Here is a 26292-nt window from a genome sequence, read left to right on the forward strand (position 1 = left end):
CCAGCGCCGGATGTCAACGGGGCGGCGGCGCATCTGGGTCATCGGCTTCCTGCGGCGAACCGCCGCGTTTTTGCTCGCGTCCGGCCCGAAACGGGTGCTAATCTCGCGGTCGCCGTCTGTCGAACTCCGGTCACCGAACGTGTTGGTCACCGGAGAATCGCCGAGTACGCAAGGAACCGCGATGCCGCAGTACGAACTCGGGACCGCCAGCCGACGCCGCCTGCCCCGGTGGCGTCGGGCGACGTACGTGCTGATGGCGGTGTTCGCGCTCGCCGCCACCCTCGTCGTCCCGGCGATCGACCCTCCGGCGGCGCACGCCCAGACCGATACGTCCTGTGATTTCGCGAACTCTGGCACCGGTACCTACGCGGACACCCTGTGCTGGTTCGACCTGTCCGACGTCGACTGGCAGGACGCCCAGAACGGCCAGGACTTCGAGGTGTCGATCCCGGGCGGTTACACGCTCGCGTTCACTCTGACGGCGGACGGCGGTGAGGCCACCTCGTCGGCGTTCCCCACGTACTCGGATGCGTATCTCGGCAACAACGGTTTCTACACGGGCGTCTCGGGGGAGCCGGCGTTCTATCAGCAGGACAACGCCACCGACACCGATCTCGAGCTGTCCGACATCGAGCTGACGAGCAGTTCCGGTGAGGTCGTCGACGGCTACGCCCTGGTCGGTGCCGACGCGGAGTCGACCGACGCCGACGAGTCGATCACCTGGAACTCGAGCGACCCCATCACCTCACTGACGGCAACTCGCACCGGTACCGGTCTCGGGAATGCCTGTGGGGGTGGCTTCACCGGCATCGGCACGAAAGAGGTGACGTGCACCGGCCAGGGCACCTCGACCAAGACCGGTACGGCGATCGTCTCGTCCACCAACCCGTCAACGTTCTCGCAGCACATGCAGGGCGGCGGCCTGCAAGCCGTCTCGTTCGGTGTGCTGATCTCGGCCGTCACGCTGAACAAGGCCGTCGACGGTCGATTCAGCGGCGACAGCGCCGACATCTCGATCCAGGACTCCTCCGGCGCGACCATCGGGTCGGACTCGACCGGGCCGACCGGCGACTCGGCGTCTGTCGACGTGCCCGTCGTCGTGGATGCCGAAGGAAGCACCTTCACGCTCGGCGAGACCACGAACGCGAATCTCGACAACTACGTGACGGACTGGTCGTGTACGCGCAACGGCGAGGTCGACACCTCGCTGCCGACCGGACGAATAGGTACCAGCGCCGATGTCGATGTCGGCGTCGGTGACGACATCGAATGTACGATCACCAACTCGGCCAGACCGGTCTCGATCGCGATCGACAAGCAGGCCGGTGACCCCGTCGACGTCAACGGCAACGGCATCACCGACGCCGGTGACCAGATCTCGTACGACTTCACGGTCACGAACACCGGCGACCTGCCGCTCGACACCGTCGAAGTCACCGACGACACGGTCGGATCGGTGACCTGCGAGGCGACCGAGCTCGCTGCGGGTGCAAGCACGAACTGCACGGCCGACCAGGCGTACACGATCACCGACGCCGACGAGTCGAACGGCAGCGTCGACAACACCGCCACCGCCAGTGGCCACGTCGAGACGACCAACGACACAGTCACGTCGGACCCCGACAGCACATCTACCCCGGTCGAGGGGCCGAACCCCGAGCTGACGCTGACGAAGTCCGGCTCCCCGTCGAATCCCGATGACTTCGAGGCGGGCCAGCAGATCACTTACGTGTTCTTCGTGCGCAACACCGGCAACGTGACGGTGTCCGACGTCGACGTGTCAGAGGTCAGCTTCAGCGGCAGCGGTGAGATGTCGGACATCACCTGTCCCGCCGGCATCCTTGCACCGGGTGGGCAGATGCCTTGCACGGCCACGTACACGCTCACCCAGGAGGACGTCGACGCGGGAGAGATCGACAACACAGCTGTCGCGGACGGCACCGATCCCGATGGCGGACCCGTCGAGAGCAACGAGGACGACTTCGCAATACCCGCGGACCCGGCGCCCGGCATCGACCTGGAGAAGTCCGTCGATCCGGAGACGGTGTCCGGACCCGGCGAGGAGGTGACGTACTCGTTCGTCGTCACCAATACCGGCAACGTCACGTTGTCCGATCCGGAGCTCACCGAGACCGCGTTCTCGGGTACGGGGCCGCCGCCGCAGGTCGACTGCCCGACGGTCAACTTCCTTCCGGGCCAGGCAGTGACGTGCACCGCGACATACACCGCGACGGCGGCCGACGCCAATGCCGGCGAGGTCGACAACACTGCGACGGCGACGGCCACGCCCGCTAACGGAGAGCCGCCGGTCTCCGACCCGGCTTCCGCGGAGTTCACGATCCCGGCCCACCCGGAGCTCTCGCTGACCAAGACCGTCGACCCGACCGTCGTCGACGAGGCCGGCGACAACGTCACGTACAGCTTCGAGGTCGAGAACACCGGCAACGTGACGGTCACCGACGTCTCGGTCGACGACGTCTACTTCGGTGGCTCCGACCCGCTTGGTGACATCACCTGTCCGACCGATCCGCTGCCCGCGGGCGAGACGATGACCTGCACAGCCGACTACTCGGTCACCCAGGACGACGTCGACTCCCCGGCAATACTGAACGTCGCCCGTGCGTCTGGGCAGCCTCCGACCGGCGACCGGGTCCGGTCGAACACCGACCGTGCGCTGATCCGGACGGATCGCGATCCGCAGATCGCGATGGAGAAGGCCGCCTCGCCTGCGACGTACGACGCGCCGGGCGACACCATCACCTACACCTTCGAGGTGACGAACACCGGCAACGTGTCGCTGTCCGATCCGACGATCGACGAGTCGCAGTTCACGGGCTCCGGCGAGGATCCGTTCGTGGTGTGTCCGACGCCGGTGATCCTCGCACCGGGTCAGTCGACGGAGTGCACGGCGACGTACGAGACGACCCAGGCAGACGTCGACCGCGGCAGCATCGAGAACACCGCGACCGCGACAGCAGATCCGCCGTTCCGGATGGACCCGCCTGTCTCCGACCCGGACAACGCGGTGGTGACTGCCGACCAGTCGCCCGAACTGGCGTTGAACAAGACGGTCCGGCCGACCACCGTCGAGCAGTCCGGCGACCAGGTCAGGTACGCGTTCATCGTCGAGAACACCGGCAACGTGACCGTCAACGGCATCGAGATCGCCGAGACCGCGTTCACCGGCAGCGGCCAGCTGTCCGGCGTCCAGTGTCCCGCCGGCTTCCTCGAACCCGGTGACGTCATGCCGTGTACGGCGACGTACGACGTGACCCAGGCCGACGTCGATCAGGGATCGGTCGACAACACCGCCGTCGCTCAGGGCACGGCGGACGGAGGGCCGGTCGAGTCCAACGAGGACGATGCGACCGTGACGATCGCGGCCGACCCGGCGCTGACGCTGGTCAAGTCCGCCGACAACACCGACGAGCTGACCGCCGGGGAGACGATCGACTACTCGTTCGTGGTGACCAACACCGGCAACGTCACGATGGCCGACGTCGGCGTCGACGAGGTCGCGTTCGACGGGTCGGGCGAGCTGTCCGATATCGAGTGCCCGCCAGGTGCTGCTTCGGTCGCGCCGGGCGACCAGGTCACGTGCACGGCGACGTACGAGGTGACGCAGGCCGACGTCGACCGCGGCGAGCTGGAGAACACCGCGATCGCGAACGGCACACCACCTACTGGTGATCCCGTCGACTCCAACGAGGACTCCGCGACGATCCCGGCCGATCACGAGCCGGGCCTCACGCTGGACAAGTCGGCCGACAATACCGACGAGCTGACCGCGGGCGAGACGATCGACTACTCGTTCGTGGTGACGAACACCGGGAATGTGACCGAGAACGAAGTCGAGGTGGAAGAGCTCTCGTTCGACGGCTCCGGCGAGCTGTCCGAGCTCGACTGCGTGCCGCCCTCCGGTGCGACCCTGGTACCTGGCGAGTCGATGGAGTGCACGGCGACGTACGAGGTGACGCAGGCCGACGTGGATCGTGGCGCGCTCGACAACACCGCGATCGCGCACGGTACGACGCCGAGCGACGAGCCGGTCGACTCCAACGAGGACTCCGTGCAGATTCCGAGCGACAGGGAGCCGAGCCTGGAGCTGGAGAAGACTGCGGACAAGGACGAGATCACCGAGGTGGGCCAGCCGGTCACGTACACCTTCGCGGTCACCAACACGGGCAACGTGACGTTGAGCGATGTCGGCGTGGACGAGGTCGAGTTCGATGGTTCGGGCGAGATGTCCGACATCGTGTGCGCACCTGGCACGGAGTCCTTGGCCCCCGGTGCCTCGGCGACCTGCACGGCGACGTACGAGGTGACGCAGGCCGACGTCGACCGTGGCCGGCTGGACAACACCGCGGTCGCGCACGGTACGCCCCCGAGCGATGACCCGGTCGACTCCAACGAGGACTCCGTGACGATCCCGAGCAACCAGCAGCCGGGCCTGAAGCTGGAGAAGTCCTCCGATACTGACCTGGCAAGCAAGCCCGGTCAGCTCGTGACGTACACATTCGCGATCACCAACACCGGCAATGTGACGCTCAGCGACACCGCGGTGAACGAGGGATCGTTCAACGGACATGGCGAGATGAGCACGGCGACGTGCCCGCCGGCCGCCCAGGAGCTCGCTCCCGGCGACACCGTCGAGTGCACGGCGACGTACCAGGTGGTCGGTGACGATCTGACCGGTGAGCCGCTGCGCAACACGGCGACGGCAACGGGCGGCGACCCGAGCGGCGACCCGGTCGACTCCAACCCGGACAACGAGAGCATTCCGACGAAGAAGGCACACGGTCCGCAGCCGGGCATCGACATCGTGAAGACGTCCGACACCGACAAGGTCACCGAGGCGGGCCAGGTGGTCACGTACTCGTTCAAGATCACCAACACCGGCGACGTGCCGCTGCAGCGTCCGACGGTCAACGAGGAGTCGTTCAACGGGCACGGCGCGATGAGCCCGGTGACATGCCCGCCTGGGTCTCGCGTGCTCAGCCCGGGCGAGACGGTCGTCTGCACCGCGACATACGCCGTCGTGGAGGACGACCTGACCGGTGAGCCGCTGACCAACTCCGCGACCGTCACGGCCACGGACCCCGACGACGACCCGATCATCTCCGGCATCGACGACGAGACGGTCGCGACCGTGGACGACGATGACGACGATCTGCCCGACACGGGTGCGATGATCGGATGGGGCGCAATCGCCCTGGCAATCGCCTGTCTCGTCGCCGGTGGGGTGTTGATCGCCGCCGGCCGCTCCAGGCGGAAGGACTGATTCGCGAACGAGGGGCCTGATGACGCGACCGGCGACGCGCACGCGGCGGCGAAAGTGGTTGATGGCGACGGGAATCGTGCTCGTCCTGGCCGGTGTCGCAGGGCTCGGCTATGTCGCGTGGGAGTACATCGGCACGAACATCGTGGCGCGACAGACGCAGCAGAACCAGCTCGACGACCTACACGAGCGCTGGCAGTCCGGTGAAGCGGCCGGGTCGGGCGAGGCGAGCGCCGTGCTGCGGATTCCACGCTTCGGCGACGACTTCGAGGTGCCGATCATCGAGGGCGTCTCCGACGACGATCTGTCTGCCGGAGTCGGCCACCAGCCGGGCACTGCCGGGCCCGGCGAGCGCGGCAACTTCGTGCTCGCCGGTCACCGGGTGACGCGTGGGGAGCCGTTCGCGGACTTCCCCGAGCTGCGTGCCGGCGACCGTGTGGAGATCGAGACCCGCACCCGTACGTACGAATATCGACTCGACATGGACGGCGACGAGCTCGAGGTCGACTTCTCGGAGGGCTGGGTGATGGAGTCGCGGCCGGACTATCCCGCTGTGGCGGACTCCCGCCGGCTGATCACGCTCGTCACGTGCGCGGAGCTGTTCCACACGGACGGGCGACTCGTAGCCTTCGGTCACCTGGTCGACACGCGGCCGACGGAGCGTACGACGGCCACCACTGCACCGTCATAGCGGCGCGGAGCGCTATCCGAGCAGCTGGTACTCGTTCACGTCCGCATAGGTGCCGTCGGACAGTCGCTCGGCCCGATGCCGGGTGCCGACGAAGTCGAAGCCGGCGTTGCGCGCAACGGCGTTGCTGGGTCCGTTCTCCGTCGCAGCGAACAGCTCGAGGCGACGCCGGCCGACGCCGCCTTGCTCGATGGGAGTGAGCGCGTGGCGTACGGCGAGCCGCGTGGCCTCGGACACCATGCCGCGTCCGCGTGCAGAGGGGTGCATCCAGTAGCCGATCTCGCCGGTCTCCGTACGCGCGTTCATCCGCAGTACCGCGATGTTGCCGGCAAGCTCGTCGGTGTCGGGATCCGCAATGCACCAGGCCGCCATCGAGCCCGTCGCGGCCTGCCAGGACGCCGCAGCGAGGTACGTACGCGCGTCCGCCTCGGTGTACGGATCGGGCAACAGCGGGATCCACAACCGGGTCGTGGCGTCGGAGCACGCCTCGACCATCCGGGGAACATCGGTGTCCTTGAACGGCCGCAGCCGCACCTTCTCGCCCTCGATGACCGGCGAGCGCCACCAGGGCGTACGGGGGGTGCCGTCGGCGTCGGGACGGATCGAACCCGTCCAGGCGTCGAGGGCGCGACCGCGCTCCCACAGGAAGTCTGGTGCGGTCCCGTGCAGCGTGAACCCGGTCGCCCATGCGGTACGTAGCGACGCGACGTTGCCGACATGTGCGCGCCAGTGCACGACTTCGATGCCGCCGCGCTCGAACGCCCAGCGCAACGCGAGCCGGATGGCGCGCGCCATGACACCGCGCCCGCGTGCCGCCGGGTGCAGCCCGAAGCCGACGTCCGCGACGCCGACGCCGCGTACGTCGATGTTGCCGCCGAAGCGCGCCACTCCGTCGTCGCCGAGGTACTCGATCGCCCAGCCGCGGTGGTGATGGCGCTCCCAGCCCGGGCCCACGATCTCGTCGACGAAGTGCCGCGCGTTGCTCGCGTCGTACGGGTCGGGAATGGTCGTCCAGCGGATGAACTCCGGGTCACGGGCCATCTCGACCATCGGGCTGATATCGGACTCGCGATGCGCGCGCAGTGTCACGACGCCGTCGGTCAGCACGGGCACGTCGTCGGGGAACCTCATGCCCTTCATCGTTGCAGCGTCGAATGCGACGGGCAACGGAATTCCGTCACGCGTGGTGCTGCTGGTCGAGGCGGAAAGGATGGGCGGGGTAGACGCCGAGGATCGTGACGTCGGTGGTGAAGAACGCGAGCTCCTCGAGCGCGAGGGCGAGCGGCCGGTCGTCGGGGTGGGCCTCCACGTCGGCGAGGAACTGCGTCGCGAAGAACAGCCCGCCGACCATGTAGCTCTCCAGCTTCGTCATGTTCACGCCGTTGGTGGCGAAGCCGCCCAGAGCCTTGTACAGGGCGGCCGGCACGTTGCGTACGTTGAAGACGAACGTCGTCACCGTCGGGCCGTCGCCTTGCGGGGCGGGTCGCGGCTCGGCGCTGAGGATGATGAAGCGGGTCGTGTTGTGCGCTTCGTCCTCGACCCGCGTACGCAGGGTCTTCAGGCCGTAGATCTCACCTGCGAGCGAGGTCGCGAGGCACGCCTTGGTGGGATCGTCCCACTCGGCGATCTCGCGCGCGGAGCCGGCAGTGTCACCGGCGATCATGGGTGCGAGCCCGAGATCGCGGATCACCTGCCGGCACTGACCGAGCGCGTGTTGGTGGCTGTAGACCGACCGGATGGTGTCTTCGGTGGCCGCAGGCACGCACATCAGGTCGAAATGGATCGGCAGGTAGTACTCGCCGATGATGTGCAGCCCGGACGTCGGCAGCGCATGGTGGATGTCGGCGACGCGGCCGGCGCTGGAGTTGTCGATCGGGATCATCGCGAGCTCGGCGCTGCCCTCGCCGACGGCGGCGAACGCGTCCTCGAACGACGCACAGGGCATCGGCTCCCAGTCGGGAAAGACGTCGCGGCACGCGATATCGGAGTTGGCGCCGGGCTCACCTTGGTACGCGATCTTGCTCACTGCCCCATCATGGCGTGGCTCGCGTACGCGTCGACCGCGGGTCTGTCTTGTGGGCGGGTAGCCGCGCTTGGGTCTATGTGGCATAGCACCAGTCCTATTGGACCGATGCCACATAGACCCCAAGAGGCGCGGCAGGACCTGTGGACGAAACCGGCGCGAGACGTCAGCCGTCGCGTCGCGCCCCGGCGGCCGGCGCGACCATGAACGTACGCGGTTCGGCGAACTCCGCATGGGCGAACATCGCCCGCACCCGCTCGCCGACCGCTTCGGCGCGGTCGGCGGGTACGAGTGCGATCGCGCTGCCTCCGAAGCCGCCACCCGTCATGCGGGCACCGAGCGCTCCCGCCTCGAGGCTGGCATCGACGGCGATGTCGAGCTCGGGCGCGCTCACCTCGAAGTCGTCGCGTAGTGAGGCGTGCGATGCCGTGAACAGGGTCGCGAGCTGGTTCCACTGCCGCTCGCGCAATGCGCGTACCGCAGACCGGGTACGCGCGGTCTCGGTGATGACGTGGCGTACGCGCGCCTTGATCACCGGATCCTCGATCCGCAGTACCGCGTCGAGTCCCGCATCGGCCAGGTGCTTCAACCCGAGCTGCTCGGCCGCAGTGTCGCATTCGGCCCGCCGCTTCGCGTACTCCCCGTCCGCGAGCGAGTGCGATGCTCGGGTGTCGATCACGAGCAGCCGCAGCCCGTCTGCCGTCCAGTCCGCCGGCACCGGGTCGACCTTCGGCGGCGTAGCGGCCGTGTCGATGAACAGCGCGTGTCCCTCGGCTCCGCACATCGCGGCGAGCTGGTCCATCGACCCACTAGGTACGCCGACGTAGTCGTTCTCCGCGCGCTGCGCGAGCAGGGCCACCTCGACGGGCGGAACGTCGACGCCGATCGAGCCGAGCAGCGCCGCCGCGACGCCGCACTCGATCGCGGCCGATGATGACAACCCTGCACCCGTTGGCACATCGGAGCTGATCACCACGTCGGCACCGGGCACCGGATGGCCGGCCTCGCGCAGCGACCAGACGACACCGGCGACGTACGCGCCCCAGTCGGTCACCTCGCCGGGCTCGACGTCGGCGCCGAACTCGATCGAGTGCTCGGCGAGGTCGGACCATGCGCGTACGCGCCCGTCGTCGCGGAGTCTCGCCTTCACGTCGGTGCGACGGTCGATCGCGATCGGCAGCACGGGTCCGCCGTTGTAGTCCAGATGCTCACCGATCAGGTTGACCCTCCCGGGTGCTGACCAGCGGCCGACGGGTGGCGCGTCCATGTGCACAGTCTCCACTAGTGCCCCGAATCAGAGGTGCGGCGTCGACAGGCGTCGTCTGAGTGGATGCTCCGCAAGGCCGACGAGGAAAGTCATAGTAGATCCTATTTCCGACGAGGAGAACGCTGCGGAGCGCCGCTGAGGCGGCGAAGGGCGCGTCGCACTTCTGATTCGGGGCACTAGGCTGTTGACGTGGACGCGGGAGGTCGTACGTGAGCGACGTACTGCTCAACGTCGGGTTGATCTTCTGCTTCATCGTGATCGGCGGGCTGTTCGCCGCCGCCGAGATCGCACTCGTGTCGTTGCGCGAAGGGCAGGTCCGCACCCTCGCCGATCGTGGCAGGCGCGGCGCGGCCGTCGCCAGGCTGGCCTCGGAGCCCAACCGGTTCCTGTCGGCGGTGCAGATCGGCGTGACGCTCGCGGGCTTCCTCTCTGCGGCGTTCGGCGGTGCGACGCTCGCGGACGACCTCGCGCCGACCTTCGTCGACTGGGGGATGAGCGAGGGCGTCGCGTCGGCGGTCGCACTCGTGCTGATCACGATCGTCATCTCGTACTTCTCCATCGTGCTGAGCGAGCTCGTCGCGAAGCGGCTGGCGCTGCAACGCACCGTGCCGGTCGCACTCGCGCTCGCGCCGTCGGTCGATCGGATCGCGCGCATCTCCAAGCCGGTGATCTGGCTGCTGTCGGTGTCGACGGACGCGGTCGTACGCCTGCTCGGTGGCGACCCGACGGCGGCGCGCGAGGAGATGACAGAGGAAGAGCTACGGCTGCTCGTACGCAGCCAGACCAGCCTGTCGGATGAGGAGCGGCAGATCGTCGATGATGTGTTCTCCGCTGGTGACCGTCAGGTCCGCGAGGTGATGCTGCCGCGTACCGAGGTCGACTTCATGGACGGCACAATGCCTGTGTACAAGGCGATCAAGCATGTGGCGAGTCAGGCGCACTCGCGCTATCCGGTGATCGGCGAGACACCCGATGACGTGCTTGGGTTCATCCACGTACGCGACCTGATGGACCCGTACCTGGAAGGCCGGTCGTCGGTGCACGTGGCCGACCTCGCCCGCGACGTACCGATGGTTCCCGGCACCCTGAACGTGCTGGCCGCGATGAGCAACATGCGCAGTCTCGGTGCCCATCTCGCGATCGTGATCGACGAGTACGGCGGCACCGACGGCATCGTGACCCTCGAGGACCTCGTCGAGGAGCTGATCGGCGATATCCGCGACGAGTACGACGCCGAGGGCCAGGTGACCGAGCGGCTCACCGGCGGCGACGTCGAGGTCGACGGGCTGCTGAACCTCGACGACTTCGCCGAGGAGACGGGCATCGAGCTCCCCGAGGGCCCGTACGAGACCGTCGCCGGCTACCTGATCGCCGTGCTGGGGCGGGTGCCGACGGTCGACGACGAATGCGAGTTCGAGGGCTACCGGCTCCGGGTGTCGGAGATGGACGGCCGTCGGGTCGCCCGGATCCACGTCAGCCGCGCGTAGTCCTGCGGAACCGCGGCAGCTCAGCGGCCCGCGGTCTCCTGCCAGCTGCTGCCGCCGTCGGTCGACACGTACATCCGTGAGCCCTCCGAGATGTACAACGTCGCCTCGTCGTCGCCGGTCACGGATTGCAGCAGATGCATCGCGTCCGTGCCGTCGCCCGGCAGCCCGTCGTTCGATGGGCGCATCTGCGACCAGTCGAGCCCGGCGCTGATCACCGGCCCGCTTGGGCGGTACGTCGGGGGCGCGTCGCCGCCCCAGTCGACCTGCGCCAGGAGAGCGCCGTCGCTGCGTACGACGGCCCAGTCGACTGTTGCCTCCGGGATCCGGCCGTTGCCGCCGAGGGCGGGCAACCGTTGCCATGTCGCTCCGTCGTCGCGGGAGACGTGTACTGCGACGAACGGGAGGACAGTCGCACCATCCGCACCCTCGACGATGGCGATCGTGTCGGGTTCGGCCGAGTCGGCGATCATGAAGATGCCGCCAGCCCGACGGGGTAGCGGATGCTGGCCCCAGGTCTGACCGCCGTCATCGGACCAGACCGCGCGCCAAGTCGCCGAATTGCCTTCGGAGTATGCGATCCCGACGAGCCGCCCATCCGGTTGTTCGACGAGCCCGTGCGTGTCGGGAGGGGCGTCGATCGGGTGTTCGGTTGCCGCCTCGGCGTCGATCGCGATGCCGCCGTACCGCGGGACGACTTCGCCGTCGCCGACGGGACCGACACGCTCCGTTCTTTCGAGCGGCCTGAGTTCGCCCTCCGCCGAGAGGAGGAAGGATTCGTTGTGGGGCTGAACGGAGAAGGACCCGTTCGGCAAGGCGGCGATCTGAGCGTATGCGTCGTAGTTCTCGAACTCTTCGTACTCGGCCGTTCGAAAGCCGTCCTCTGTGACGGCAACGACCGTGCGCTCGTGTCGACAGCGGTCGTTGGAGCACAGGTGCCACACGCTGGCACGAACGTCTGGGTCGTCCTCGGACACCGCAAAGCTGTAGAGCTGCGCCTCCTCGTCGTTGACAACCTGCTCGGGCGTCAGGTCGTCCAGCTTCAGCGACTTCGGCGGCGTCGGCGACGGTGCCGGTTCGGGGCGGTCATCCGAGCCGCGGTCGATGCCGACCACGCCGAGCACGACGATCACCGCGGCGGCGAGCACGGCGGAGCCGACGACGCGCACGTGCGAGCGCCGCCGGCGTACCGCACCCCGCCGAATCAGTGCATCGACGTCGCTCGGACGCGCCGACTCGCGGGCGTACGCCGCGTACGACTCATCGAGTAGGTCATCGAGGTCAGGCATGGGGAGCCTCCTCCCGTACGTCCAGCAGCTCGGCCAGGGCGGCACGTCCTCGCCGGAGGCGCGACTTGACGGTGTTGGGTGATACCCCGAGATTTCGGGCGACTTCGTCGACGGGCAGGTCGGCGAGGTGATGGAGCGCGACGGCTTCGCGCTGCGCGGACGGCAGCCGTCGCAGCGCGTCGAGTACCGCGACCCGGTCGGGAGACAGCTCGGACGCCGAGACCGGCGGCAGCTCGCGCATCAGCAACCGCTGACCCAGGACGCGCCGCCGGTGCCGCGTCCGGCTCAGGTTCACCGCAGTCGTCCGTAGCCATGCCTCGGGGTTGTCGACCCGGACGAAGCGCGCTGCGTGCTGCGCGGCGCGTACGAACGCCTCCTGCACGACGTCCTCGGCCTCCGCGAGGTCTCCGCAGACCGCGAACAGCTGGCCGACCAGTCGTCGGTACGACGCGCCGTGCACCTCGCGCAGATGACGTTCCGCCTGGTCGTCCATGACCCTCCCCGGGCTCTCATTGGACACGACCAGCGACGCCGGCGCGAGGTTGCATCGCGGCGGACGATCCTCCAGATGTGGGCCGTTCGGGCCCGTTTCCGGGCGCGAAACGGGCCGCAACGGCCCAAATCGCGAGGACGCGGCGGGCGTGTCGGGCCGCCCTGGCAGAATGCCGCCATGCCCGATGATCTCGCCCCGTCGTCGCGTGCCGAGCGGCCACGCGTGCTGTCCGGCATCCAGCCGACCGCCGACTCGTTCCACTTCGGCAACTACCTCGGTGCGCTGCGCCAGTGGATCGCGCTGCAAGACGAGTACGACGCGTACTACTGCATCGTCGACCTGCACGCGATCACCATGGAGCACGACCCCGACACGTTGCGCGAGCGGACGTACCGATCGGCCGCGCAGCTGATCGCGCTCGGCATCGACGTGTCGAAGTCGGCGTTGTTCGTGCAGAGCCACGTGCCCGAGCACGCCCAGCTCGCCTGGGTGCTGAGCTGCATCACCGGGTTCGGCGAGGCGAGCCGGATGACGCAGTTCAAGGACAAGTCCGCCAAGGGCGGCACCGAGCGCGCCACGGTCGGACTTTTCACGTACCCCGTGCTGCAGGCGGCCGACATCCTGCTCTACAACGCCGACCGGGTACCCGTCGGCGAAGACCAGCGCCAGCATCTCGAGCTCACCCGTGACCTCGCCGGACGGTTCAACCACCGCTTCGGCGACACGTTCCGGCTGCCCGCGCCGCACATCGTCGCGCAGACGGCCAAGATCGTCGACCTGCAAGACCCCACCATCAAGATGAGCAAGTCGGCGTCCTCACCGGCGGGCATCGTCGACCTGCTCGACGACCCGAAGAGGTCGGCGAAGAAGATCCGCTCGGCCGTCACCGACTCCGGCACCGAGATCCGCTTCGACGAGGAGAACAAACCCGGCGTCTCCAACCTGCTCACCATCTACTCCACGCTCACCGGTCGCGCCGTCGCCGACCTCGAGCAGGCGTACGCCGACAAGGGCTACGGCCACCTCAAGGTCGACCTCGCCGACATCGTCGTCGACGCCGTTACGCCGATCCGCGAGCGTACGAGCGAGCTGCTCGCCGACCGTGCGGAGCTCGACCGGATGCTCGCCGCCGGCGCCAGGAAGGCCCGTGACGTCGCCGCGGACACCCTCGCCGAGGTCTACCGGCGTGTCGGGTTCGTCGGTCGCGTCCGATAGCGCCGCGTCGACCAGGGCAGCGGGATCACCCGAGCCAACGGGGCGCTATCGGATACCTCCGGGAGCGCGCTAGTCTCTGCTTCCATGCCGACCATCGGAGTGGCAATCGCGGTGCCCGACCCGTACGGAAGTGAGCTGCGTGCCCATCGCGCGTCGTTCGGTGACCCGCTCGCCGAGACGGTCCCGTCGCACGTCACGCTGCTGCCGCCCACCGAGGTCGAGCGCGACGAGATCGACACCGTCGTCGACCGACTCGACCGGATCGCGTCGAAGCATCCGCCGTTCACGATGCGCCTGCACGGCACCGGTACGTTCCGCCCGGTCTCGCCGGTGGTGTTCGTGACCGTCAGCGAGGGCATCTCGCCGACCGAGGTACTCGCCGCGTCCGTACGCGGCGAGCTGCTCCAGGGGAAGCTGGAGTTCCCGTACCACCCCCACATCACCGTCGCCCACCACCTCGACGAGAGCTCCCTCGACAACGCCTTCGAGGCGCTGCGCGACTACGAGTGCCGCTTCGATGTGACATCGTTCGCTCTGTACGTACACGATGGATCTGCCGGATGGACGCCGTCTCGGGTGTTCGACCTCGTCGGAGGAGCCGTACATGAGCGAAGCAGGGGCACCCCCTGAGCGGGCCAAACCGAAGCTGATCGACCGGCTGAAAGCGCGGATCGCCGACGCGCGGAGCCGGCGGCCGTGGTTCGACCACGTGATGTCGACCCAGGAGCATTACACGCGCGTTCACGGCAACCTGCTGTCGGGCGCCGCGACGTACTTCGGGTTCCTGTCCTTCTTCCCGATCCTGGCGCTCGGCTTCGCGGTGATCGGCAAGGTCTCCGAGTATTACCCCGACGCCCAGGATTCGATGATCGACGCGATCGAGTCGGTCTTTCCCGGGATCGTCAGCGAGAACGGTGCCGACGGCACGATCAGTCTCGAGCAGATCGAGAACTCCGCGGGAGCTGTCGGCCTGATCGGTGTCGTCGCCTTGCTCTACTCCGGTCTCGGCTGGTTGTCGGGGTTGCGAGAGGGGCTGGTCGCGGCGTTCGAGGTGCCGGCGACCGAGAAGTACAACTTCGTCGTGGGCAAGCTCGTCGACCTGCTCACCCTTGCGGTGATCGGCTTCGTACTGATCCTCTCCGTCGGCGTCGCGGGTGCCGCTACGGGGTTCGCCGACGCCATCCTCGATTTCATCCCGATGGGAGCGGCCGGCGGCGCGGTGTTGTGGTGCGTGACCGTGATCGTGGGTATCGCGGCGAGCACGCTGTTGTTCTTCGCCATCTACCGGCTGTTGCCCGATCCCGACCTGCCACGGCGCGCACTCCTGCAGGGCGCGGTGCTGGGTGCGGTCGGCTTCGAGGTGCTCAAGTCGATCGTCGTGCCGATCATGGGCAGCCTGGGAGGCTCACCGTTCGCGGCGCTCGCGTTGGCGATCACGCTGGTCGTCTGGATCAACTACTTCTCGCGACTCACGGTCTACGGAGCGGCGTGGGCGTACACCGCGCCCGCGACAGTGGCTCATCAGCGTGCGGTGCAGCGGCAGGCGTACACCCGGCCGGCCGCGACGGTCGTCGACGAGCGGGGCCTCGACGACCCCGTCATGGCGCGCACGACGGGGGAGCGGATCGTCGCGGCGGCGAGACCCGTCGCCGTGCTGGGGCTGTTCGCTGTCGGGATACGCGAGCTGATCAGACGGTCGGGTGACTGACCTCCAGGCCCCGTGGGCATGACGTTTCGGCCCCAGAATCGTTCTGTGGCGGGCCGAAACGTCATGCTCACGGGGGCTGGCGGGAGGCGCGTCACGGCTGAGGGAGGATGAGCGGGTGAGTACAGACCTGCCTCGCCGCTCCGACATCGAGTCCGCCGCCGTACGCCTGACCGGCAAGATCCGCCGGACGCCGCTGCTCGCCGTTCACGGCGAAGAGCTCGGCGTCGGCGCGCGCGTCCTCCTCAAGCTGGAGCTGACGCAGCACACCGGCTCGTTCAAGGCGCGTGGTGCGCTCAACTCGGTCCTGACCCTCCCCGAGGGCACCCGCGGCGTCGTCGCCGCATCCGGCGGCAACCACGCCGGTGCGCTCGCCTGGGCGGCCTCGCTCGCCGGGCTCGATGCCGACCTGTTCGTGCCCGCGTCGTCACCGACGGAGAAGATCGACCGCATCCGCGACTACGGCGCGACGGCGCATGTCGTCGACGGCTACTACCCCGACGCGTACGAAGCGGCGCTGGAATGGTCCGATGACCGCCCGGTCGCGTACGTACACGCGTACGACCGGTTCAGCACGGTGTGCGGCGCCGGCTCGGTCGGACTCGAGATCGAGGAGCAGGCGTCCGACGCCGACCTCGCGCTCGTCGCCTGCGGCGGGGGCGGGCTGTACGCGGGCACGGCACTCGCCCTGCGCGGACGCACCCGGGTCGTACCCGTCGAGCCCGAGAAGTGCGCGAACCTGCACGCCGGGTTGGCCGCGGGAGAGCCCGTCGCGATCGAGGTCGGCGGTGTCGCGGCCGACTCGCTGGGCGCGGCGACGATCGGCTCGTACGCCTACGAGACCGCCGCGGAGCTCGACACCGAGCCGGTGCTGGTGAGTGATCACTCGATCACCAAGGCGCGCCGATGGTTGTGGCAACGCTGCCGCGTACTCGCCGAGCCGGGCGCGGCAACGCCACTCGCCGCCCTGATGACCGGCGCGGTGACGGTCCACCCGGGCGACACGGTGGTCGTGGTGATCAGTGGCGGCAACAACCCCGAGGTGCCCTAGGCTTCAGACCTCGTCGCGCTCGGGACCCTGACCGCGGCGGAAGATCTTGTTGCCCAGCCATACGACCGGATCGTACTTCCGGTCGACCACGCGCTCCTTCATCGGGATGATCGCGTTGTCGGTGATCTTGATGCCCTCGGGGCAGACCTCCGTGCAGCACTTGGTGATGTTGCACATGCCGAGTCCCGCAGCCTCCTGGGCGAGGTTGCGCCGGTCGTTGGTGTCCAGCGGATGCATGTCGAGCTCGGCATACCGCAGGAAGAACCGCGGGCCCGCGTACGCCGGCTTGTTCTCCTCGTGGTCGCGTACGACGTGGCAGACGTCCTGGCACAGGAAACACTCGATGCACTTGCGGAACTCCTGGCCCCGCTCGACATCCTCCTGCATCATCCGGCGCTTGCCGTCGGCGTCGGGCTCTGCCGGCGCGAACGCGGGCACCTCGCGTGCCTTCTCGTAGTTGAACGACACGTCGGTGACGAGGTCGCGGATCACCGGGAACGTACGCATGGGGGTGATCGTGATCGTCTCGTCGGGTTCGAAGTCCGACAGCCGGGTCATGCACATCAGCCGCGGCCGACCGTTGATCTCTGCGCTGCACGAACCGCACTTGCCTGCCTTGCAGTTCCAGCGGATCGCGAGGTCGCCTGCCTGCGTCGCCTGCAGCCGGTGCAGCACGTCGAGGATGACCTCGCCCTCCTCGGCGTCGACGACATAGTCGTCGAGCTCGCCGCCGGAGGAGTCTCCGCGCCATACGCGCAGCTTCAGGTCGTAGCTCATGCATCGCTCCTATCGCGCTCGTCGACCCGCTCACTCCGCGGACACCGCTCGTGCCTCGCGGCGGCCGCTCCGGTCGCTCTCTCCTCGCCGCTCATCAGTCGAACAGCTCCTTCAGGTCGTCGGGCATCACCGGCAGCGGTTGGCGCGCAAGGCCGACGGACTCACCGTCGTACGTCAGCACGAGATTGATCTGAGCCCACTCGTCGGAGGCCATCGGAAAGTCCTCGCGGGTGTGGCCGCCACGCGACTCCTCGCGCTCGAGCGCCGCCGTCGCGACGCATTCGGACACGATCAGCATGTTGGCAAGGTCGATCGCGAGGTGCCAGCCGGGGTTGTACTGGCGGTTGCCCTCCACCGACAGGTGCTCGGCGCGGGCCTTCAGCTCCTCCAGCTCCGTCAGGGAGGTCACCAGCTCCTCGCGCTTGCGGATGATGCCGACGAGGCGGTGCATCACGTCTTGCAGGTCCTTCTGGATCGTGTACGGGTTCTCGCCGCCCTCCTCCGCGAACGGAGCGAGAGCGGCGTCAGCCGCCGCCGTCGCGGTCGAGTCGGGCACAGCGGCCCGTTCGTTCGAGTGCTTCGCGGCGTTCTCGGCGGCGCACTCGCCGGCCCGTCGGCCGAACACGAGCAGATCCGAGAGGGAGTTGCCGCCGAGGCGGTTCGACCCGTGCATGCCGCCCGAGACCTCTCCCGCGGCGTAGAGGCCGTCGACCGAGCTCTGCTGGGTGTCGGGGTCGACCTCGACACCGCCCATCACGTAGTGGCAGGTCGGCCCGATCTCCATCGCCTCCTGGGTGATGTCGACACCGGCGAGCTCCTTGAACTGGTGATACATCGACGGGAGCCGGCGGCGGATGAACTCGGGGTCGCGGCGAGACGCGATGTCGAGGTAGACGCCGCCGTGCTCCGTGCCCCGGCCGGCCTTGACCTCGGAGTTGATCGCTCGGGCGACCTCGTCGCGCGGCAGCAGCTCGGGGGGCCGGCGGTTGTTCTTCTTGTCTTCGTACCAGCCGTCGGCCTCCTCGACCGAATCGGCGGTCTCGGCCTTGAAGAAGTCGGGGATGTAGTTGAACATGAAGCGCTCGCCGTCGGAGTTCTTCAAGATGCCGCCGTCGCCGCGTACCGACTCGGTGACCAGCAACCCGCGTACCGACATCGGCCACACCATGCCGGTCGGGTGGAACTGCACGAACTCCATGTTGATCAGCGACGCACCCGCACGCATCGCGAGCGCGTGCCCGTCGCCGGTGTACTCCCAGGAGTTGCTCGTCACCTGGAAGGAGCGGCCGATGCCGCCCGTCGCGAGTACGACGCTCGGCGCGTTGAACACGACGAAGCGGCCCGTCTCGCGCCAGTAGCCGACCGCGCCCACGATGCGGTCGTCGGCCTTGCACAGCTCGGTGACCGTGAACTCCATGAACACGTCGATGCCGAGCGCGACGGCGCGCTGCTGCAGCGTGCGGATCATCTCGAGGCCCGTACGGTCACCGACGTGCGCGAGCCGGGCGTACCGGTGGCCGCCGAAGTCGCGCTGCGAGATCAGTCCGTCGGGCGTGCGGTCGAACAGCGCGCCCCACTCCTCGAGCTCGAGTACGCGGTCGGGGGCCTCCTGGGCATGTACCTGTGCCATGCGCCAGTTGTTCAGCATCTTGCCGCCGCGCATGGTGTCGCGGAAGTGCACCTTCCAGTTGTCGTCGGGCCACAGGTTGCCCATCGCGGCAGCGGCGCCGCCCTCGGCCATGACGGTGTGCGCCTTGCCGAGCAGCGACTTGCACACGATCGCTACCCGTGCGCCCGCATCGTGCGCGGCGATGGCGGCGCGGAGTCCGGCTCCACCGGCGCCGATCACGACGACGTCGTAGTCATGGGTCTCGAACCCGGGTCCCGACGCCTCCGCCTCGGCGTCGAGGCGGTTGCCGGTCATGGGATGTCTTGTTTCGTCGGCCATGCCTTGCGTCTGCTCCATCTCGTAAGGGGATGCGTGCGCTAGTTCAGGATCCGCGGGTCGGAGAACCAGTCGGCGGAGACCGCCATGATGTACGCGTCTGTTGCGATGACCGTGAACAGCGAGATCATCGCGAAGCGGCCGTGCCGGGTGTTGAGCTTCGACACGAACGTCCAGTAGCGGTAACGGATCGGATGCTTGGAGAAGCTTCGTAGGCGCCCGCCGACGATGTGGCGGCATGCGTGGCACGACAGCGTGTAGCAGCCGAGCATGGCCACGTTGACGATGATGATCAGCGTGCCGAGCCCGATCCCGAATCCTCCGTCGACACCGTGGAACGCGAGGACCATGTCGTAGACGTTGATCAGCAGTACGAGTGCGGCCAGGTAGAAGAAGTACCGGTGCGCGTTCATGATGATCAGCGGGAACCGTGTCTCGCCGGTGTACTTCGCGTGCGGCTCGGCGACCGCGCAGGCCGTCGGCGACTGCCACAGCGACCGGTAGCCCGCCTTGCGGTAGTAGTAGCAGGTGACCCGGAACCCGCCCACGATGAACAGCGTGATGATTCCGAGCGGGATGATCGACGGGAAGTCTCCGAACGGAGTGCCGAAGTGGCTCGATCCCTCGACGCAGGAGTTGCTCAGGCAGGGCGAGTACAGCGGCGTCAGGTAATGCGAGTCATCGACCCAGTACCACTGGTTCATGAAGACGCGCACCGTCGCGTACACGATGAAGAAGACCAGGATCGCGCCGATGCCGAGAGGCGGGAGCCACCATCGGTCCGGTCGTAGGGTCTTGGCGTTGATCCGAGCCCGGCCAGGACTTCCCACCCCAGTCGCCATGCAGTCGACTCCTCGATTCTTGTGACGGTGTTGTCCCGAGTTCGCTGACCGCAGTCTGCACCTAATCGGCCGCGAGCGGAAGGGACATCGCGGCCACGTTTCGGATCCCTCGCGGGGGTACGCGCGTCTCAGAACCCCCGCGTACGTTCCAAGACGGGGACGCGGGTCAACGGACGGGGAGCAGCTCGAGATCGTCGCCCAGCTGCTGCGGCGGCAACCCGGCGAGGTGGTCGATCAGGTCGCGTTTGAAGGCGATCGCGGTCTGCGGAAGGATGTCGGCCCGCCGATGCGCGAGCGCGATCGTACGCTCGAGCCGCGGCCGCTCGAGAAGGGTCGCGCGAAGCTTGGGCCGCGTCGCCAGCACCATGCTCGGCACGACTGCGACCCCGAGCCCGGCCTCGACGAACCGGAGTACGGCGTTCATCTCGCCGCCCTCGACCGAGAAGGTCGGCTCGAAGCCGGCAGCGTTGCACGCGCTCATCGTCGCCTCGCGCAGGTCGTAGCCCTCGCGGAACATCACCATCGGCCGATCTCGCAGCTCGGCGACCGACATCCGTGCCGGAGTTGCGCGCTCGTCTGCCGGGCTGGCGAGCACGAGGCTCTCGCGCAGGATCGGCGTCGTCTCGAGATCGCGCTCGTCATCTTGGAGAGGCACGATCACCATCGCGAGGTCGAGCTGCCCGCGGACGAGGGAACGGGTCAGGTCGCGCGAGCCTCCCTCCTCGACCGCGACGTCGATGCCGGGGTAACGGTCGCGGAACCGGCGGAGCGCGTCGGCGAGCAGCCCGTCGCACAGGGACGGCGTCGCGCCGAGCCGGATCCGACCGCGCTGCATGCCGGCGACCTCCTGCACGGCGCGACCGGCGTTCTCGACGTCGATCACGATCCGGCGGGCGTGGGGGAGGAGGGCCTCGCCGGCCGCGGTCAGGGAGACGCCGCCGCGGTCGCGTACGAACAATGCGCTGCCGAGGGAGTTCTCGAGCACCCGGATCTGCTTCGACAGGGTGGGTTGGGCGACGCCCATCGCGTCGGCGGCGCGAGTGAAGTTGCGCACACGCGCGACCGTCACGAAGTACGTGAGCTGCTGAATCTGCATGCCTCAGCGTACTTTCATAGCCGTTGGCTATGAAAGCGGACCTAAGTTTGACTTGGCGCGCTCTGCGCGGCTGGGCATACGGTGGTTCTCGTGGTGACCAAGACTCTGACTCCGACGCAACGTCGGTCGGCGGCGTGGCGCTCGACCGTCGCGCTGAAGGCATCGATGGCGGTCTCCGGCCTGATCATGCTGGTGTACCTGCTCGTCCACATGTACGGAAACCTGAAGTTCTTCCAGGGCAAGGACGCGTTCGACGGCTACCTGCACGGTCTCCGCGACATGTTCTACCCGTACCTGCCGCATGACGGCGTGCTCTGGATCATGCGCGTCGTGCTGCTCGCGGCCGTCCTCGTGCACGTCTACGCCGCGGTCACGCTGTGGCGACGCGCTCGGATCTCGACCGTTCGTACGGCGAGCGGCCAGCGTTACCAGAGCACCCAGAACCGCCGCGGCGTGCAGCGTTCGTACGCGTCGTTCACCATGCGCTGGGGCGGCGTCGTGCTGGTGCTGTTCATCATCGCCCACGTCCTGCAGATGATGCCGAACTACATCTCGCCCGGTGGCGCGTCCGACAGCAAGTACGAGCGGGCCGTCAACGGCTTCGAGCTGTGGTGGGTCGTGCTGCCGTACACCATCGCGCTGCTCGCGGTCGGATTGCATCTGCGGCACGGGTTCTGGAGCGCGCTCGCGACGCTGGGCGCCAACACCCACCCTGCCCGCCGGCGTCGGTTCAACATCTACGCCACCGTCCTGGCGGCCCTCATCACCGTCGGCTTCCTGACCGTTCCCTTCGCCGTCTTCTTCTTCGGAGCTGGTAGCTGATGACCGACTACGACCTCTACGTCGAGGGCGAGCAGATCGCCGACATGACGGCGCCGTCGGGCCCGATCAGCGAACGTTGGGACTTCCGCAAGTTCAATGCCCGGCTGGTCAACCCGGCCAACCGCCGCAAGCTCTCGGTCATTGTGGTGGGCACCGGCCTCGCCGGCGCATCCGCCGCGGCGACTCTCGGCGAGGCGGGCTACAACGTCAAGAGCTTCTGCTACCAGGACAGCCCGCGGCGCGCGCACTCGATCGCGGCGCAGGGTGGCATCAACGCGGCGAAGAACTACCGCAACGACGGCGACAGCATCTACCGGCTCTTCTACGACACGGTCAAGGGTGGCGACTTCCGCTCGCGCGAGTCGAACGTCTACCGGCTCGCCCAGGTGAGCGTCGAGATCATCGACCAGTGCGTCGCGCAGGGTGTTCCGTTCGCCCGCGAGTACGGCGGTCTGCTCGACAACCGCTCGTTCGGCGGCGTGCAGGTCTCGCGTACGTTCTACGCGCGCGGTCAGACCGGGCAGCAGCTGCTGATCGGCGCGTACCAGGCGTTGGAGCGTCAGATCGCTGCCGGCACGGTGGAGATGAACACCCGGCACGAGATGCTCGAGCTGATCGTCGTCGACGGCAAGGCGCGCGGCATCATCGTGCGCGACATGACGACCGGCGAGATCGAGACGCATTTCGCCGACGCGGTCGTACTCGCATCGGGCGGCTACGGCAACGTGTTCTTCCTGTCCACCAACGCGATGGGCTGCAACGTCACGGCCACGTGGCGGGCGCATCGCAAGGGTGCGCTGTTCGCCAACCCCTGCTACACGCAGATCCACCCGACCTGCATCCCCGTCAGCGGTCACCATCAGAGCAAGCTCACGCTGATGAGCGAGTCGCTCCGCAACGACGGCCGGATCTGGGTGCCGACGAAGGGTGGCGACGAACGCAACCCTCGCGACATCCCCGAGGACGAGCGCGACTACTACCTCGAGCGGCAGTACCCGGCGTTCGGAAACCTCGTACCGCGCGACATCGCCTCCCGCGCCGCGAAGTACGTATGCGACGAGGGCCGCGGCGTCGGCCCGGGCGGTCTCGGCGTCTACCTCGACTTCGCCGACGCCATCAAGCGGCTGGGACGCGAGACCGTCGAAGCCAAGTACGGCAACCTCTTCGACATGTACCAGCAGATCACCGGTGAGAACCCGTACGAGGTGCCGATGCGGATCTATCCCGCGGTGCATTACACGATGGGCGGGCTGTGGGTCGACTACGACCTGCAGAGCTCGATCCCGGGTCTGTTCGTGACCGGTGAGGCCAACTTCTCCGACCACGGTGCGAACCGGCTCGGTGCGAGCGCACTGATGCAAGGGCTCGCCGACGGGTACTTCGTACTCCCCGCGACGATCAACGACTACCTCGCGAACGGCCCGTTCGACGACATCGACGAGTCGCATCCCGCCGCGCAGGAGGCCGCCGAGTCCGTTCGCAGCCGGATCGACACGCTGCTGTCGATCAACGGCGAGCGTACGGTCGACTCATTCCACCGCGACCTCGGCAACATCATGTGGGAGTACTGCGGGATGGAGCGTACGGAAGGTGGCCTCCTCAAGGCCATCGAGCTGATCCGTGAGCTCAAGGAGGAGTTCTGGAGCAACGTCAAGGTCACGGGCCAGAACGAGGAGCTGAACCAGACCCTCGAGCGCGCCGGCCGCGTCGCCGACTTCTTCGAGCTGGGTGAGCTGATGTGCATCGACGCCCTCCACCGGGCGGAGTCGTGCGGCGGCCACTTCCGTGCCGAGAGCCAGACCGAGGACGGCGAGGCGCTGCGCGACGACGACAACTTCGCGTACGTCGGCGCGTGGGAGTACGGCGACGGCGGCAAGCCCGTCCTCCGCAAAGAAGACCTGCACTACGAGTACGTCGAGATGAAGCAGCGGAGCTACAAGTGAAGATCACACTTCGCGTCTGGCGGCAGCAGAACGCCGACGACAAGGGCACGATGGTCACGTACCACGTCGACGACGTGTCGCCGGACATGTCGTTCCTCGAGATGCTCGACGTGCTCAACGAGCAGCTCACCCTGGCCGGTGACGACCCGATCGCCTTCGATCACGACTGTCGTGAGGGCATCTGCGGGATGTGTGGCGTCGTCATCAACGGCATCGCGCACGGGCCTGAGAACACCACCACGTGCCAGCTGCACATGCGCAGCTTCAACGACGGCGACGTGATCGACGTCGAGCCGTGGCGGGCGCAGCCGTTCACGGTGGTCAAGGACCTCGTCGTCGACCGCAGCGCGTTCGACCGCATCATCCAGGCGGGCGGTTACATCAGCGCTCCGACCGGCGCGGCGCCAGACGCACACGCGGTTCCCGTGCCGAAGAAGTCGGCCGACCACGCGTTCGACGCCGCCACCTGCATCGGCTGCGGCGCGTGCGTCGCCGCGTGCCCGAACGGCTCGGCGATGCTGTTCACGGCGGCGAAGGTCACGCATCTCGGCCTGCTGCCCCAGGGCCAGCCCGAGCGCGACTCCCGGGTGGTCGGCATGGTCGCCCAGCACGACGCCGAGGGCTTCGGCGGGTGTACGCAGATCGGCGAGTGCACCGCGGTGTGCCCGAAGGGCATCGACATCTCCGACATCTCGCGGCTCAACCGCGACCTTCTCGGCGCGCTCGCGAAGGGCGACCACTGACGCGACATCGCCGTGTCCTCGGGCACGCGCGGTCAGGCCGGCTCGCCGACGTGGAGGACCGTCAGGGTCTGCGCGTCCGGAGCCGCCGCGTCCTCGACCCGCACGTGCGTACTGAACTCGATGGTCTCCCAGCGTTGTGGGTCGATGCCCGCGCAGGCGAGATGGACGTCGCCGCCGGCGATCACCTTGTCGACGTGACTGTCCAGGTGGGTCGCGACCTCGATGAGGTCGGCGGTACGCGGAATCGGCTGCGTACGGATCCGCGCCGCGGTGACAGCCGACGCAGCCGTGTCACCGGCAGCGAACGCCGCCGGTAGCCAGGTGCCGACCGTCGGACGTCCGAAGTCACGCACGATCCCGTCGAACCCGCCGCCGCGCCAGAGAAACTCGCTCGCGGCCTGGGCGTCGTGCCAGACGTAGAACGGTGCGTACTGATTGTGCTGTGATCCGTGCACGCCCGCCTCACGAATGCAGTAGGCCTTGCATGACAGGCCGGCGCGATCGTCGAGGAGACGACCGTTCGAGCTGACTCGACGGCGGACGATGCCCATGTCGTAGTCGGTCGGCAGGTCGATCGGGTAGCGCATCATCAACTGGGGTGCGTGTGTCGTCAACTCGGTTCCTCCGGACTGTTGTGCAGTGCATTCTGTTCGACGTGTTCGTGCCATCGGACCGGTGCCTGGGGGGAGTACGGCTCGACGGCGAGGTGCTCCATCGGCGAGTGCGGCGCGGCGCCGTGCCAGTGTTCTTCGCCGGGTTCGGTCCAGACGGCGTCGCCCGGCCGGATCATCTCGAGGTCCCCGGCGCGCGTTGCGACGTAGCCCGTTCCGTCGGTGCACACGAGCAGTTGGCCGCCGGGGTGGGCATGCCAAGCCGTACGACTGCCAGTCTCGAAGCGCACGATGTAAGCGTTGAGGGCCGACCCGTCTCCCGGCCATAGGTGCCGGGCGAGCACCGGCCCGCTGAAGCGCTCGTCGGCGCCGTGCGCGGCGAACGCTTCGTCGAGTCGTTTCATCGGGACGTCTCCAGCCGCGCAGCGGCGAGCAGCGCCGCCGCGCCGTCGATCGCCCGACCGAACGGAGCGTCGGTGCCTGCCGCGCGCGCGAGGACGTACCCGCCCTGCACGATCGCGAGGATCGTGTCGGCCAGCGCGTCGGGATCGGTGTCCGGAGCGAACTCGCCGTCGTCGATCCCGGCGCGAACGACAGCGGACATCGTCGTACGTACGTGATCGAACGTCTCCCGAACGATGCGATGCAGCCGGTCGGAGTCGAGAACGTCCGGATCGCCGGTCATGCGCCCCACGGGGCATCCGCGCATGACGTCGCGCTGGCGCGTGAGGTACGTGATGAGTCGGTCGGTGGCCGGTGCGCCTGTGTTGAGGATTCGATCCGCCGCGGCGACGAGCTGCGCCGCCGATTCGTCGAGCGCCTCGGCGGCCAGATCCTCCTTGCCGGCGAAGTGGTGGTACATGCTCCCCTGGCCGACGCCGGACTCGGTCAGGATCGCCCCCGGGCTCGTCGCCGCGTAGCCGCGTTCCCACAACAGGGTGCGGGTCGTCTCGACCAGGCGGGCTCGTGTCGTTGGCGCCATATCGTACATACTAGTAGTTACAGAACGTGGGTCAACCC

At 68.0% G+C, this 26292-nt stretch carries 22 protein-coding genes; 10 read left to right on the forward strand and 12 right to left on the reverse strand.

Annotated features, from left to right (window positions below; all coding sequences use genetic code 11):
• Nucleotides 1-181 precede the first annotated feature (181 nt).
• Both L0C25_RS15475 and L0C25_RS15480 read left to right on the forward strand, forming a co-directional pair.
• Nucleotides 182-5281 (forward strand): DUF7507 domain-containing protein, encoded by a 5100-nt coding sequence (locus tag L0C25_RS15475; RefSeq protein ID WP_271632574.1) that lies wholly within the window; start codon nt 182-184, stop codon nt 5279-5281.
• Nucleotides 5282-5300: 19 nt separating this feature from the next.
• Nucleotides 5301-5969, forward strand: coding sequence for a class E sortase (locus L0C25_RS15480; RefSeq protein WP_271632575.1), 669 nt, complete (start codon nt 5301-5303; stop codon nt 5967-5969).
• A 12-nt stretch (nt 5970-5981) separates the two neighbouring features.
• On the opposite strand, the gene L0C25_RS15485 is transcribed toward L0C25_RS15480, so the two are convergent.
• From L0C25_RS15485 to galK, 3 genes are all read right to left on the reverse strand, one after another.
• A complete protein-coding gene (locus L0C25_RS15485; RefSeq protein ID WP_271632576.1) occupies nt 5982-7106 on the reverse strand; it encodes a GNAT family N-acetyltransferase in 1125 nt (374 codons plus the stop codon).
• A gap of 37 nt (nt 7107-7143) precedes the next feature.
• Nucleotides 7144-7992: a prephenate dehydratase gene (locus L0C25_RS15490; protein WP_271632577.1), complete on the reverse strand. Its 849-nt coding sequence runs from the start codon at nt 7990-7992 to the stop codon at nt 7144-7146.
• A 163-nt stretch (nt 7993-8155) separates the two neighbouring features.
• Entirely contained in the window at nt 8156-9256 is a 1101-nt protein-coding gene (gene galK / locus L0C25_RS15495; protein ID WP_271632578.1) for a galactokinase, read from the reverse strand.
• 209 nt (nt 9257-9465) lie between these two features.
• On the opposite strand from galK, the gene L0C25_RS15500 reads away from it, so the two are divergent.
• Nucleotides 9466-10743 (forward strand): hemolysin family protein, encoded by a 1278-nt coding sequence (locus tag L0C25_RS15500; RefSeq protein ID WP_271632579.1) that lies wholly within the window; start codon nt 9466-9468, stop codon nt 10741-10743.
• 20 nt (nt 10744-10763) lie between these two features.
• On the opposite strand, the gene L0C25_RS15505 is transcribed toward L0C25_RS15500, so the two are convergent.
• Both L0C25_RS15505 and L0C25_RS15510 read right to left on the reverse strand, forming a co-directional pair.
• Entirely contained in the window at nt 10764-12029 is a 1266-nt protein-coding gene (locus tag L0C25_RS15505) for a sialidase family protein (protein ID WP_271632580.1), read from the reverse strand.
• Entirely contained in the window at nt 12022-12522 is a 501-nt protein-coding gene (locus L0C25_RS15510) for a SigE family RNA polymerase sigma factor (protein WP_271632581.1), read from the reverse strand. The genes L0C25_RS15505 and L0C25_RS15510 overlap by 8 nt, the downstream gene beginning before the upstream one ends.
• Nucleotides 12523-12699: 177 nt before the next feature.
• Between L0C25_RS15510 and trpS the strand changes: the two genes are divergently transcribed.
• The 4 genes from trpS to L0C25_RS15530 all read left to right on the forward strand — a co-directional run bounded on the left by trpS (nt 12700) and on the right by L0C25_RS15530 (nt 16493).
• Nucleotides 12700-13737 carry a tryptophan--tRNA ligase gene (gene trpS, locus L0C25_RS15515; protein ID WP_271632582.1) on the forward strand — a complete coding sequence of 346 codons (1038 nt, stop codon included), beginning with the start codon at nt 12700-12702 and terminating at the stop codon, nt 13735-13737.
• Nucleotides 13738-13821: 84 nt separating this feature from the next.
• Nucleotides 13822-14367: a 2'-5' RNA ligase family protein gene (locus L0C25_RS15520; RefSeq protein WP_271632583.1), complete on the forward strand. Its 546-nt coding sequence runs from the start codon at nt 13822-13824 to the stop codon at nt 14365-14367.
• Complete coding sequence (locus L0C25_RS15525; RefSeq protein ID WP_271632584.1) at nt 14342-15445, forward strand: YihY/virulence factor BrkB family protein; 1104 nt, start codon at nt 14342-14344, stop codon at nt 15443-15445. Before L0C25_RS15520 ends, L0C25_RS15525 begins: the two co-directional genes overlap by 26 nt.
• A gap of 115 nt (nt 15446-15560) precedes the next feature.
• Entirely contained in the window at nt 15561-16493 is a 933-nt protein-coding gene (locus L0C25_RS15530) for a threonine/serine dehydratase (RefSeq protein ID WP_271632585.1), read from the forward strand.
• Between the two features lie 3 nt (nt 16494-16496).
• On the opposite strand, the gene L0C25_RS15535 is transcribed toward L0C25_RS15530, so the two are convergent.
• From L0C25_RS15535 to L0C25_RS15550, 4 genes are all read right to left on the reverse strand, one after another.
• Nucleotides 16497-17270, reverse strand: a complete 774-nt coding sequence (locus L0C25_RS15535; RefSeq protein WP_271632586.1) for a succinate dehydrogenase/fumarate reductase iron-sulfur subunit — start codon at nt 17268-17270, stop codon at nt 16497-16499.
• 94 nt (nt 17271-17364) lie between these two features.
• Nucleotides 17365-19236 (reverse strand): fumarate reductase/succinate dehydrogenase flavoprotein subunit, encoded by a 1872-nt coding sequence (locus L0C25_RS15540; RefSeq protein ID WP_271632587.1) that lies wholly within the window; start codon nt 19234-19236, stop codon nt 17365-17367.
• 20 nt (nt 19237-19256) lie between these two features.
• Nucleotides 19257-20057, reverse strand: coding sequence for a hypothetical protein (locus L0C25_RS15545; protein ID WP_271632588.1), 801 nt, complete (start codon nt 20055-20057; stop codon nt 19257-19259).
• A gap of 166 nt (nt 20058-20223) precedes the next feature.
• The gene (locus tag L0C25_RS15550) at nt 20224-21153 is read right to left on the reverse strand and encodes a LysR family transcriptional regulator (protein ID WP_271632589.1); all 930 of its coding nucleotides are present in this window, start codon (nt 21151-21153) and stop codon (nt 20224-20226) included.
• A 90-nt stretch (nt 21154-21243) separates the two neighbouring features.
• Between L0C25_RS15550 and L0C25_RS15555 the strand changes: the two genes are divergently transcribed.
• From L0C25_RS15555 to L0C25_RS15565, 3 genes are read left to right on the forward strand one after another with little or no spacing between them, the layout of a single operon-like run.
• Nucleotides 21244-21975 carry a succinate dehydrogenase cytochrome b subunit gene (locus L0C25_RS15555; RefSeq protein WP_271632590.1) on the forward strand — a complete coding sequence of 244 codons (732 nt, stop codon included), beginning with the start codon at nt 21244-21246 and terminating at the stop codon, nt 21973-21975.
• Nucleotides 21975-23918 (forward strand): fumarate reductase/succinate dehydrogenase flavoprotein subunit, encoded by a 1944-nt coding sequence (locus L0C25_RS15560; protein ID WP_271632591.1) that lies wholly within the window; start codon nt 21975-21977, stop codon nt 23916-23918. The genes L0C25_RS15555 and L0C25_RS15560 overlap by 1 nt, the downstream gene beginning before the upstream one ends.
• Nucleotides 23915-24661, forward strand: coding sequence for a succinate dehydrogenase/fumarate reductase iron-sulfur subunit (locus L0C25_RS15565; protein WP_271632592.1), 747 nt, complete (start codon nt 23915-23917; stop codon nt 24659-24661). The genes L0C25_RS15560 and L0C25_RS15565 overlap by 4 nt, the downstream gene beginning before the upstream one ends.
• 32 nt (nt 24662-24693) lie before the next feature.
• On the opposite strand, the gene L0C25_RS15570 is transcribed toward L0C25_RS15565, so the two are convergent.
• From L0C25_RS15570 to L0C25_RS15580, 3 genes are read right to left on the reverse strand one after another with little or no spacing between them, the layout of a single operon-like run.
• Complete coding sequence (locus tag L0C25_RS15570; protein ID WP_271632593.1) at nt 24694-25275, reverse strand: DUF4865 family protein; 582 nt, start codon at nt 25273-25275, stop codon at nt 24694-24696.
• Nucleotides 25272-25676 (reverse strand): cupin domain-containing protein, encoded by a 405-nt coding sequence (locus L0C25_RS15575; RefSeq protein WP_271632594.1) that lies wholly within the window; start codon nt 25674-25676, stop codon nt 25272-25274. The genes L0C25_RS15570 and L0C25_RS15575 overlap by 4 nt, the downstream gene beginning before the upstream one ends.
• A complete protein-coding gene (locus L0C25_RS15580; protein ID WP_271632595.1) occupies nt 25673-26254 on the reverse strand; it encodes a TetR/AcrR family transcriptional regulator in 582 nt (193 codons plus the stop codon). The genes L0C25_RS15575 and L0C25_RS15580 overlap by 4 nt, the downstream gene beginning before the upstream one ends.
• Nucleotides 26255-26292: the final 38 nt, after the last annotated feature.

This window comes from Solicola gregarius (assembly GCF_025790165.1).
GTDB lineage: Bacteria > Actinomycetota > Actinomycetes > Propionibacteriales > Nocardioidaceae > Solicola > Solicola gregarius.